Origin of the sequence: Psychrobacter nivimaris (assembly GCF_904846365.1) — a bacterium.
GTDB classification, from domain to species: domain Bacteria; phylum Pseudomonadota; class Gammaproteobacteria; order Pseudomonadales; family Moraxellaceae; genus Psychrobacter; species Psychrobacter nivimaris_B.
Genome location: NZ_CAJHAL010000033.1, coordinates 21452 through 33809 on the forward strand (window position 1 = coordinate 21452; position 12358 = coordinate 33809).

At 43.7% G+C, this 12358-nt stretch carries 10 protein-coding genes and 1 pseudogene; 6 read left to right on the plus strand and 5 right to left on the minus strand.

From position 1 onward, the window contains the following. The first annotated feature begins 334 nt into the window (after nt 1-334). Nucleotides 335-670: a DUF962 domain-containing protein gene (locus tag JMX63_RS12275; RefSeq protein WP_201556086.1), complete on the plus strand. Its 336-nt coding sequence runs from the start codon at nt 335-337 to the stop codon at nt 668-670. 125 nt (nt 671-795) lie between these two features. On the opposite strand, the gene JMX63_RS12280 is transcribed toward JMX63_RS12275, so the two are convergent. The 3 genes from JMX63_RS12280 to JMX63_RS12290 form a co-directional block, all read right to left on the minus strand. Continuing rightward, complete coding sequence (locus tag JMX63_RS12280; RefSeq protein ID WP_102078706.1) at nt 796-2517, minus strand: AMP-binding protein; 1722 nt, start codon at nt 2515-2517, stop codon at nt 796-798. 264 nt (nt 2518-2781) lie between these two features. Then, complete coding sequence (hemL, locus tag JMX63_RS12285) at nt 2782-4083, minus strand: glutamate-1-semialdehyde 2,1-aminomutase (RefSeq protein WP_102078705.1); 1302 nt, start codon at nt 4081-4083, stop codon at nt 2782-2784. Nucleotides 4084-4186: 103 nt separating this feature from the next. After that, nucleotides 4187-4540, minus strand: a complete 354-nt coding sequence (locus JMX63_RS12290) for a zinc ribbon domain-containing protein YjdM (protein ID WP_057758016.1) — start codon at nt 4538-4540, stop codon at nt 4187-4189. A 296-nt stretch (nt 4541-4836) separates the two neighbouring features. Here JMX63_RS12290 and ygfZ point away from each other — a divergent pair, with 296 nt between their 5' ends. After that, complete coding sequence (gene ygfZ / locus JMX63_RS12295; RefSeq protein ID WP_101205153.1) at nt 4837-5589, plus strand: CAF17-like 4Fe-4S cluster assembly/insertion protein YgfZ; 753 nt, start codon at nt 4837-4839, stop codon at nt 5587-5589. A 64-nt stretch (nt 5590-5653) separates the two neighbouring features. Next, entirely contained in the window at nt 5654-7006 is a 1353-nt protein-coding gene (locus JMX63_RS12300; RefSeq protein ID WP_265089107.1) for a D-amino acid dehydrogenase, read from the plus strand. Nucleotides 7007-7094: 88 nt separating this feature from the next. Here JMX63_RS12300 and JMX63_RS12305 read toward each other — a convergent pair whose 3' ends face one another. Then, the gene (locus tag JMX63_RS12305) at nt 7095-9293 is read right to left on the minus strand and encodes a molybdopterin oxidoreductase family protein (protein ID WP_101205154.1); all 2199 of its coding nucleotides are present in this window, start codon (nt 9291-9293) and stop codon (nt 7095-7097) included. 63 nt (nt 9294-9356) lie between these two features. Further along, nucleotides 9357-10097 carry a TetR/AcrR family transcriptional regulator gene (locus JMX63_RS12310; protein WP_101205155.1) on the minus strand — a complete coding sequence of 247 codons (741 nt, stop codon included), beginning with the start codon at nt 10095-10097 and terminating at the stop codon, nt 9357-9359. A gap of 168 nt (nt 10098-10265) precedes the next feature. On the opposite strand from JMX63_RS12310, the gene JMX63_RS12315 reads away from it, so the two are divergent. From JMX63_RS12315 to JMX63_RS14740, 3 genes and pseudogenes are all read left to right on the plus strand, one after another. After that, on the plus strand, nt 10266-11507 hold the full coding sequence (locus tag JMX63_RS12315) for an NADH:flavin oxidoreductase/NADH oxidase family protein (protein WP_201572643.1): 1242 nt from the start codon (nt 10266-10268) through the stop codon (nt 11505-11507). Between the two features lie 436 nt (nt 11508-11943). Beyond that, nucleotides 11944-12147 (plus strand): CsbD family protein, encoded by a 204-nt coding sequence (locus JMX63_RS12320; RefSeq protein WP_057758006.1) that lies wholly within the window; start codon nt 11944-11946, stop codon nt 12145-12147. 140 nt (nt 12148-12287) lie between these two features. Next, a pseudogene (locus JMX63_RS14740) lies at nt 12288-12358 on the plus strand (transposase); the annotation flags it as partial.

Sequence of the window (12358 nt, forward strand, 5' to 3'; positions counted from 1 at the left end):
CATTTATGCCAAACACTCGCAAGCGATGCAAAAATGTAGTGGGAACATCGGAGACCACCCTATGAGCTGACAGGTATCGGCTCAGCATCTAGCGCTTGTGTTACTCATATCGGTTTGCTACATTGAAAGCTATCAATATCATGATAAAAAACCGTTATTTACAGAATTTTTATCCGTATCACTTACTTCAAAAGTCACCAGTTAATCGGTTAAAAATCATCCGCAATTAGTAATTATCAACCTCACCAGCAAGGAAGCTAGCCACATGAATCAGACCACCACAAAAGACGCTACCCAAAATACTGAGACCCCTATCAGTAGCGCTAAAAAAGACATGGTAAAAACTGAAAACTCGCCCAAACAGGCATTTTATGATTTTTATTTAGATGAGCATCAAAATATCGCCTGTCGTCGCCTACATTTTGCAGGTAGTAGCTTTGGCTTATTAGGACTGGCAAAGTCTGTCAAAACTGGCTCAACCAAACCTTTGGTAAAGGGCATTGCCGCCGGATATGCCTGTGCATGGGTTGGACACTTTTTCTTTGAAAAGAACAAACCCGCTTCTTTTAAGTTTCCATTGAAAAGCTTTGTTAGCGACTTTCGTATGTATAGCGATGTGCTACGAGGCAATCTGAGCTTGAGAGATCGTAAGTTTGATAAAGCACGATAAAGTTTAGTCATTATATAAATTAAATGACAAAAAAACTGGGCTACTATTTTTAGCAGCCCAGTTTTTAATTATATTGATAGCTTCGTTGATGTCATCTTGTTTTCATAAGCGAAATGACACATTTTTTATCGTAAGGATTTGCGTAATATTTTGCCAACAGCAGTCTTAGGTAGCTCATCGATAAACTCATAGGACTGTGGACGCTTATAACCAGTTAAACGCTTGCTCGCAAAGTCTTGTAGCTCTTCTACGGTGAGATTCGCATCTTTTTTGACCACAAATGCTTTTGGTACTTCTCCGCTATAGTCGTCTGCTACCCCGATTACAGCGACTTCTAGCACCTTAGGATGTTCAGTCAATGAAGCCTCTACTTCATTGGGATATACGTTAAACCCTGACACCAATATCATGTCCTTTTTACGGTCGACGAGTGTCAAAAACCCCTCATCATTCATAACGCCAATATCACCTGATCTAAAGTAGCCATTTGGGGTAAAAGTATCTGCATTGTCTCGCTGCCAATAACCGCGCATGACCTGAGGCCCTTTGATACAGACCTCACCCTTTGTACCTGTTGGGCACGTATTCCCATTCTCATCAATGATATGGATATCTGTCAAAGCAAGCGGCAGTCCAACGCTGCCATTGAACTCTGTAATGCCAGACGGATTGAAAGAAATAACAGGCGCCGTCTCAGACATTCCATAGCCTTCGCTAATAATCATACCTGTCACTTGCTGCCATTGATCAGAGACCGCTTTAATAATCGCTGTGCCGCCACCGATAGATAAGGCTAAACGACTAAAATCTAGACTAGCGAATTTTGGATGATGCAGCATGCCAATGAATAATGTATTCACTGAAGGGATAACATGAGGTCCGTGCTGTTCAATGGTATTCACTAAACCATCGATATCACGTGGATTAGTGACCAATATATCTTCCCAGCCGCCATAAAGACCTAGCAAGCCGCAGACCGTAAACGAAAAAATATGATAAAGCGGTAAGGGATTAAGTATTTTAATCTGCTCGCTACGATTGGCTTCAATCGTTTTACCAAACATCGCGTAGCACTGGCAGACATTTGCCATGACATTATAATGAGTGAGCATAGCGCCTTTTGGCTTGCCAGTCGTACCACCTGTATATTGCAGTAGGGCCAAATCTTCACGTTCAATCGTAACGGCTTTAAACGCTTTTGCATCATAGGCTTGCATAATATAGGCAAACATTATGTTGTGCTGTGATGACTCATTTGATGATTCGGAGGAAGCATGTGTTTGTTCATCTGTGTCCGCAGGTTGTTCTGAGCCAATCTGACTGAGCAAGGCAATGTCGTTATCAGCAATGCTAGGATCAATGGAACATCTGACCACCCATTTTAACTGCGCTTTGACTGTGTCATCTAATTGCTCATAAGCAGTGCTCATACCATCTAGCACAATTAGACCACATGCTTGAGCATCAGTGAGCTGATGTGCCAATTCATATTGGGTATACATGGGATTAACATTGACCAATACCACACCTGCACGTAGGCAACCCAACAGTACCACGGCATACTGCAGTATATTTGGCAGTTGTACCGCAATACGATCACCCTTCTCGACACCTTGCGCTTGTAAAAAAGTAGCAAAACGTCGACTGGCAATATCTAGCTGCCTAAAAGTGAGCGACGCCGCACCCATACTAAAAGCTAGAAATTCACTATGCTGTTCGATCTTTGGTTGCAGTAAGTCAATTAGGTTGTGCTTACCTTCCAATACATCCAAATGATTGTCTAGGCCGTATTGGTCGTAAGTGGCTTGCCATAGTGGCGCGGTATTGCTAGAAGTACTGGTACTCATTCGTTTGCATCCTTGCTTAATTGGCTGGGTTTACCTCAGAATATCATAACTTATTGTCTGTTTTTCGGATGCGCAGGCAAGAACTGTATAAGCATCAGTCACGCTAATGTCTATACAAACAATCTTCAAAAATACTTTATATTATTCCCAACATGATTATAAATAAGATATCGATAAACAAAAAAACCAGCAAAGATCACGGGATGACCTTGCTGGTTTTTTAAACTTTAACTTTTTAGTTAGCTAATAACTTACATGGCTAAACTATGCTTTTGCCATTTCTGCAAATATCTCATCAGCTGCTTTGATTGACGCATCAATGTCTTCATCGCTATGTTTGATAGACATAAAGCCTGCTTCATAAGCTGAGGGTGCCAAGTAAATACCACGATCTAGCATACCGTGGAAGAAAGTATTAAATACGTCCATATCGCACTCTGTCACGTCATCGAAATTCTCTGGTGTTTCAGTTGCGCTGTCTTTAACAAAGAACATGCCAAACATGCCGCCAAGCTTATTGGTACGTAGATGAATACCATGTTTGTCAGCTGCTGCTTGGAAACCGTCTACTAGGTGATCAACTTTCGCTGCTAATTCGTCATAAAAACCGTCTGCCGTTAAGTCTTCAAACATAGCGATACCAGCGCGCATCGCTAGTGGATTGCCTGATAACGTGCCAGCTTGATAGACGCCGCCAAGTGGCGCGATGCAAGACATGACTTCTTTTTTACCACCAAAAGCACCAACGGGTAAGCCAGCACCGATGATTTTACCGAAACAGGTCAAGTCTGGGTCAATACCAAAATGGGCTTGCGCGCCGCCAAGACCAACGCGAAAGCCTGTCATGACTTCATCAAAAATCAATACTGCGCTATTGGCAGTACATTCTGTACGCAACGTATCATGAAACTCTTGTGTCGGGATAACCATGTTCATGTTGCCAGCGATAGGCTCTAAGATAACGCAGGCAATCTCTTCACCCCATTTCTCAAAACAATCTTTAATCGCTTGCGGATCATTATAAGGAATCGTAATAGTATGCTTAGCAAAATCTGCTGGCACACCTTTTGACGTTGGCTCACCAATATCTAGCATGCCAGAGCCTGCTTTTACTAGCAGGCTGTCTGAATGTCCATGGTAGCAGCCTTCAAACTTCACGATTTTGTCACGCTGAGTATAACCACGTGCTAAGCGGATCGCGCTCATGGTCGCTTCTGTACCAGAGCTAGTCATACGAACCATCTCAACGCTAGGCACGATTTCACAAATCTTGTCAGCAACGGTGGTTTCAAACGGTGTTGGTGTACCAAAACTTAGACCATCATCAGCCGCTTTTTTCACCGCATCGATGACTTTTGGATGCGCATGACCCAAAATCATTGGGCCCCAAGAACCGACATAATCGATATAAGCATTGTCTTCGGTGTCATAAATTTTGCTACCATTGGCACGGTGCATAAAGATTGGCGTACCACCAACTCCTGCAAAGGCGCGGACTGGCGAGTTAACACCACCTGGGATATGTTTACGTGCTTGTGCAAAGAGCTGTTCGTTTTTAGTACTCATAATTATTCTCTACTTATAGCGACATTTATAACGACAATGTTTTGTGATTGAGCGTCTATTTTATATTTGTTTATTATTGAATCTTTCAAGAAGTTTTTACAATTTAAGCTTTTTTGACCACAGAAGACTTAAGCTTCATTGGTCCGTAGCCATCAAGTTTGCAGTCGATATCATGACCGTCAGTAGCATCTGGCAACAGGCGAATACTTTTCGCTTTCGTTCCTACCTTAATCACGATTGAAGAGCCTTTGACTTTTAAGTCTTTGATTACAGTCACGGCATCGCCGTCCTGTAGCTCATTGCCAACAGCATCACGTATAACTGCGTCTTGGTCTTCAGCTTGCGCTGCATCAGTCTCAGCCGCCGTCCATTCATGAGCACACATAGGACATACCAGTAACGCACCATCTTCGTACGTATATTCAGCATCACATTTAGGGCAATTTGGTAAGCTCATTATTTCCTCGGCAGCCATCGTACATTAGGTTAATTGTAGAGCTGATATTGTACCGTAACTCACCATCTTTAACCAATTTGTACGCTTGAAAATCAAACTCTATGCCCAATTTAACACTTAACTCATCGCTTATTGATGACGTTTTTTATGACAGGGTTTTTTGTGGTACTCTTCTTAGCCTCATTTAGATTTATGTGCACAAATACTGTCAATGATAAAAGCGCCCATATAATTTTTATCACTTCGATTTACCCTCTATATTATTAATAAAAGCTCTCACCAGAAGGATAATAACAATGACTCAGTCTTCCAATCTAGCAGCTGTACCGCAGTTTTCGCAGTTAACTATCCAAGGCGAGGACGCCGAAAAATTCTTGCAAGGGCAATTAACTTGTGACGTTACCAAGCTCGGGCTTAGCTATCAGGCTGCCGCTATCGGTAACCTAAAAGGTCGTATTGAGTTCGGTATCTGGATCAAAAAACAAGCAGAAAAACATTATGATGTGGTCATCAGTAGCGACTGTGCTGAGTCTTTGCAGGCGCATCTTAATAAGTACGGGGCGTTTTCTAAATTCGAGACCAGTGCACCAGCAGCGATTTATCCTTGCGTGCTAGCAGATGAGCCAACTTTTAGCCATAAAGACGACCATAATACCGCCGAAGATACGCAGGCTTGGATGGCATGCAGCCTAGCTACTGGTAATTATTGGATTGTGGCCGCGACTCAAGGTGAGTTTCAACCGCAAGAGCTGCGTTTACATCAGCGCGGCGGCATGGACTATGATAAAGGCTGCTACTTAGGTCAGGAAGTCATCGCTCGCATCTACTTTAAATCTGCACCCAAAGCATTTTTGCACTATGTACAAGGCACCGGTGAGACACCAAACGCAGGTGACAAAATCGATAAAATCCAAGTGGTCAATGCGATGAAAAATGACGATGGCTTTACCGCTTTGGTCGTGGCACGTCCTGAACAATTGGCAGAAAGCGATTTGAGCATATTGGACTTGCCAACTGCACTACAAGTAGATGTCGCACGCCCAAAATAAAAGCACATCGAATCAGGCAAACGACGCAGCAAAGGTGACGGTAGTTCAATAAAGAGTTACCGTCATGACTAACATGAGCATAGAGAATCCTATGACACATATTGCGGTACTCGGAGCAGGTGTGGTGGGCGTGACCACCGCATGGTATCTACGTCAGGCAGGCTATGATGTGACTGTGATTGAGCGCGAACCGGCAGCAGGTATGCAGACGTCATTTGCCAATGGCGGTCAAATATCTGTCTCACATGCCACGCCTTGGGCCAATCCTACGACCCCGATGAAAGCGCTCAAGTGGCTGTTTAAGGAAGATGCACCACTACTGTATCGTTTGCGTGCGGATAAAGCGCAGCTCAAATGGGCCATGCAATTTTTGCAAGAGTGCCGCGCCGATAGAGCCGATGCCAATCTCGTGCAAATGGTGCGCTTAGGTCTATATTCAAGAGATACCTTACAACAGCTGCGCGCGGGTATTGGTATCGACTACGAGCAGCAAACACGCGGTATCATGCACTTTTATACCAATCAGGCAGAGTTTGATGCGGCTATTGAACCAACTGAACGCATGCAAGCGCTCGGCTGTGAGCGCCATGTGATTGATATCAATAATGCTGTCAACTTAGAACCAGCGCTTTACCCAATTGCGCATAAGCTCACTGGAGCGACCTATACCAGTCGTGACGAGTCTGGCAATGCGCACCTGTTTACCCAACGTTTAGCGCAGCGCTGTATCGATGCTGGTGTACAGTTTTTATATGATACCGAGATCTTAGCACTCAATGCTGATGCTGACTCTGCCCGTCCGCATGTACACAGTATGACTATCCGTCCAAAAGGCGAAAACGCGCAGACCTTCATGGCTGATAGCCATGTGGTCGCGCTTGGCAGCTATAGCGTACCTCTACTAAAACCATTGGGGATACACGCACCAATATTTCCAGCAAAGGGATATTCGGCTACGTATACGGTGAATCCACGCGCGCCGCACTTAGCGCCTTTTGTCAGTCTGATTGATGATGAATTTAAACTGGTTACCTCACGACTGGGTGACAAATTACGTGTTGCTGGAACCGCAGAATTTAATGGCTATAACCTAGACTTAAATGCTACCCGCTGTGAAGCCATCACTCGGCGTGTGCAGCAATTATTTCCGAAAGGCATTATCGCAAACTCGGTGCAATATTGGACAGGACTGCGCCCGATGACCCCATCGAACGTAGCTTTGATTGGTCGCGCACACTGCGGTCAAGTCAAACATGGTAGTCATAACGCTTCAGCGACTTTTGACAATTTATGGCTCAATACAGGGCATGGTACCTTGGGATGGACACACTCTTGCGGCTCTGCAAAGGCCCTTAGTTTGCTAATCCAAGGTGAAACGCCCAACGTCGATTTTGATTTTATCGGCATGAGCGTTTGATCGGCTCAGCGATGTATTCAGATTGCAAAAAAAGGCGCTCACTTTACGTGAACGCCTTTTTTGTATTTCTACAAACTTATCATTAATTTTATGCTAGTGCGCCTTCTGCTACAGTCTCTGTAGCAATCGATAAACCATCAACACCCATATCCAATGCTTCTAATTGCACAGGCACACCGTTAACGGCAGCATTACCACTCAACTGATCAATCAACGTCTCATCAGTCAAATCATTAACGCTAACCCCTGCATGCGCTTGCGCAATTTCCTGCTTCACCCCTTTACGTCCGTGACCAAAGCCGTGCGGGATGCTGACCACTCCGGGCATCAGCTCATCCGTCACTTCTGCTGCAATGACCACGCTACCCACTCGAGAAGTTACTCTGACATCTTGACCCTCTACAATGCCATGTTGCGCTGCCGTTTGCGGATGCAACATCAATGTACAGCGAGATTTACCTTTTACCAATCGATGACTATTGTGCAACCATGAGTTGTTGCTACGTACATGACGACGACCGATTAGCAAAATCTCATTACTGTTGTACTGTTGCACCATTTCTTTAACACGTGCCAAATCTGACTGATAAAAATCAACATGAAGATGAATTTGTTTATCAGCGTGTTTGATGGCCTCTGGCAACATACGATGCAACGGACCCAAATCGATACCATGCGGATTTTCGACTAATGCTTCAAATGTCACCTCCTTATGAGGTCCATACTTTAGGCCTTGCTCTAACAAGAACTTAGGACCAAAGGCTTTTGTCGCGGCACGTTCCTTTTGCGTTGCTTCTGGTGCATCTTTGTCTAAGCGATCTGCTAATCCTAAATAAATCTCCCAGTCATGCTTGGTATCGTCAGTTTTATCAAACAAAGCAGGCGAGTATTTGGCGACATTGTGCACGGCAAAGCCATTAAAGGTGATGTCATAATGGTCGCGCTCTAATGGCGATACAGGCGGCAGAATAATATTGGCATGGCGACTGGTCTCAGTCACAAAATAATCAAGCGAGACCATAAACTCTAACTGAGATAGTGCTTCATCCAACTTTTCACCATTTGGGGTACTCAGAACCGGATTACCAGCGACCGTAACGAATCCCTTTAACTGGCCTTCCCCTTCGACTAACATCTCATCTGCCATCGCAACCACTGGATACTCACCATTAAAATCTGGCAAGTTGCTGACGCGGCTATGACGTTTACCTAAATAGCCTGGGCCTGAGCTGTTCACAACATCTACGGCAGGATTTGGGAACATGAGTCCACCCACTTCATCTAAACGACCCGTGACGATATTGATGACCATAGATAAATATTGGCTGAGCAAACCAAACTCTTGCACCGAGATGCCCATACGGCCATAACAAACTGAGCTTTCCGCTTCACAAAACTCTTTAACGATACGTTTGATTTCAGCTGCGGTAATGCCCGTGATGTCTGCCACTGACTCAGGCGTATATTGTTCAGCAAACAAAACAAGTCGATCGATCTCAGGTGCCAAGGCCGCCACTCTAGTATCGAGCTTGGCATAGCCTTGCGTATAGATTTCATTCAACATAGCTAATAGCAGCAATACGTCCGTCGCTGGACGAATAAAGTGGTGTTCGCTAGCGATGTCGGCGGTTTCGGTACGTCTTGGATCTACTACTACCACCTTACCATCGCGCGCTTTGATATCTTTTAGCTTTTGACGCATATTGGGCGCAGTCATGATACTGCCGTTGGAGGCCAGCGGATTACCACCGATGATAAGCATATATTGTGTGTTATTGACATCAGGAACTGGAATGCGCAGCATGTGACCAAATAGATGCATACTGATAATATGATGAGGCAGCTGGTCGATAGAAGTGGCAGAAAAACGACTGCGCGTCTTTAAACTGGTAAGCAGTTGTTTGATGGTCAACATACCACCCATGTTGTGTACGTTAGGATTGCCTAGATAAACACCTAACGCATTTTGACCATACTTTTGCTGTATGGATTGAATACCTGCGGCGACTTTATCCAACGCTTCTGGCCAACTAACAGATTTCCAACCGTCTACTGTTCTCTCTACCGGCTGACGCAAACGGTCAGGATCTTCATGCAAATCTTGCAAAGCAGTGGCTTTCGGACAAATATAGCCTTGCGAAAAGGGATCGTTTTTATCCCCTTTAATCGACAAGACTTTTTCGCCATCATGTTTTATTTCGACACCGCACATCGCCTCGCACAATGTACAAGTTCTAAAATGCGTTTGCGCTTCGCCTAACGTTGGTGCAGCCGTGGTTGTGGCCATAGTCACTCTCCCTGTTGTGTTTTTTGTTCTAGATTTCATGACAATAATTTTTGCTTATTATCACTACTGACTAGTATTGCTTCCGTGCAAAAAATTGGCAAACAGTGCGTCAAAGCTGATACTCAAGGTGGCAATCGCTTGTTGTCTTGAGTATCGCTGCTGATGACAGCCCAATATCAACTCATGTACTTGTGCCGCCGCCATATCGACGCATAGATTGACAGCGCTGCGTTCGCAAGAACGATTGGATAACTGCAATCCTTGAATAAATATCTCTGTCCATTCTTCTTGTATTTCGGTAATCAGATTGCCCAATCCATTATTTAATGAAGACTGGTTTTCTATACTGTCACTAAACCTAGGACGGTCCTCTAACAAATGCTGAAACAATGCGATATTCTCAAATGCAGAATCAAAAATCATAATCAAGCATTGTCGACATTGCTGATTAAACTGATCTTTACTCAATACATCATAATCTTTGAGCATATTGACCCATGCCAGTCGCATCGGTGATAGATAATTGTCTTTTAGTTGGGCGCTCAGCTCGTTTTGTAGCGCCTCTAGACTCTCAAAATGATTGTAAAAACTGGGCTGGGCAATACCTGCACCTTTGGCAACTTTATTCATGCTCATGCCCTGAGCACCTTCCAAACTATACAACCGCAAGGCACTTTTTAATAACGCACGCCGAGTCTTGGCTTTTGCCAGCTCACGTTTGGACTCTACTGGGACTGTCAAATCTTGCGCTAATACATTCAATGCAGAGGTATTCCTATTCAATAGATAATTATATCGACACATCAGTAATTTACCTTAGGTGCTATTGTGCCAAAAAAATGTGATGATAATGGTCAATTGCCGATAGCGAATATCTTAGCTATAAGGTTATAGTCATTTAAACCATATGTCTATAGCCAAACCCATAGTAGAACTCATGCTTCACAAAACAACCATTTTTAGGCCGCTATCATGACATCACCTGTATTCTCCCCTTTAGTTCTGCCTTGTGGCGCTACATTACCCAACCGCTTAGCGAAAGCTGCCATGGAAGAAAACATGGCTGATGTCGGTCAAGTCCCTGGCCCTACACTGCTCCGTCTATATAAGAATTGGGCAGAAGGCGGGACAGGTCTGTTAATCACGGGAAACGTGATGGTGGATGGCCGCGCTATGACAGGGCCTGGTGGGGTCGTATTAGACAAACACAGTGAGATAGCGCCTTTTAGAGCGTGGGCAAATGCTGCCAAGCACAACAATACGCAGGTTTGGATGCAGCTTAATCATCCTGGCCGTCAAGTATATGCTGCCATGGGCGGCGATGTGCTGTCACCTTCTGACGTGGCAATTGACTTGGGCAAGCACTCCCATCTATTTGGCAGACCTCGTGCGATGACGCAGCAAGATATTGAACAATTGATCCAGCGGTTTGCCGATAGTGCACTAAAAGCAGAACAGGCTGGCTTCGATGGTGTACAGATTCATGCCGCCCACGGCTATCTAATTTCTCAATTTTTATCACCGCTTACCAATAAACGTAAAGATGAATACGGTGGCTCAATTGAGAATCGTATGCGACTATTGATCGAAGTAATCAAAGCCGTTCGTGCTCAAGTTGCGCCTACCTTTGCAGTCGCTGTGAAGATAAACTCAGCCGATTTCCAGCGCGGAGGATTCGATGCAGATGATGCCAAAGTGGTTATTTTAGCGATGAATGAATTGGCCGTAGATTTGGTTGAGCTATCAGGTGGCAGCTACGAAAGCCCAGCCATGCAAGGCAGCACAGCAGATGGTCGCACGTTGCAGCGAGAAGCGTACTTTTTAGACTTCGCAAAAGAGATTGCTCAAGTCGCTACCATGCCTATCATGACGACAGGTGGCGTTAGACGATTGACTGTCGCAGAAGATGTACTGGCGCAAGGGATTGACGTGGTTGGTATGGGAACCGCATTAGCCATGAACCCTGCTCTACCGAATGACTGGAAAAATGATAGTACGCTTAGTGCTCACAATCCTGTGGTACGCTGGAAAGATAAAACCTTAAGTGCAGTTGCTACTATGGCCGTCATCAAACGACAACTACAACGCATGGGACAAGGGAAGTCGCCCAAACCAAATGCCTCGCCAATTTTCTCATTGATTTCTGATCGTATACGAATAAAGAAACTCACCAAACGCTATCATCAGTATTTGAATAAATATTCGACGAAATAACTTTCAATCAATTTCAAGGATAATAAAAAAGCAGCTACTCTATTTTTGAGTCTCTGCTTTCTTATTTACATAAGTATTTTTGGATAAATAATATATTTTTTTAATATTCATATAAAAAATAAGTTTATAGAAGGAAGTATTATCACGCATAGTAGACGCAATTTACGTGTCACTACTGCAGTAGCCCTGTAGATAACACTTAGTAAACGCCCACTATAATTAAGTAACACTATAAACATAGCATATACAGACAGCTGAATTGAAAAGTCCTATATTTAATCTCACAGGATATTTGGAACCACTCATTTATCCTTGTGCAATACAATTAGAATAAAAATTAAATAGTATTATCAGTAATCGATATTATGAAATAAGAATCAAAATAGTGGTTAAGAAATAAATCAAACACAACAAGTTCAATAAAAGGAATAATACAATGAACGAACATACTCTAAAAGGCGAATGGAACCAAATGAAAGGTTCAGTTAAACAAAAATGGGCCGAGCTAACAGATGATGACCTTACCCATATCGAAGGTAGCCGTGACAAGCTAGTAGGCCGCGTACAAGAGCGTTATGGTCATGCCAAAGAAGATGCAGAGCGTGAAGTAGACGATTGGCGTGTAGAAAACAAGTATTAATATATTCGTTGCATACTTATCCGCTGCATAACTACTGTACTGAATAAACTGAAAAACCGCATAGAAATATATGCGGTTTTTTTAGGGAGTTTCCTAAAAACTGTGTAACTGCTTATAATCCATTAACAGGAGAATAAGCAATGACTACTCAATCTGACATTAAAAAACTGGCCGAGCAAATGGCTGGTAGCATGAACAGCTTCGATGACAT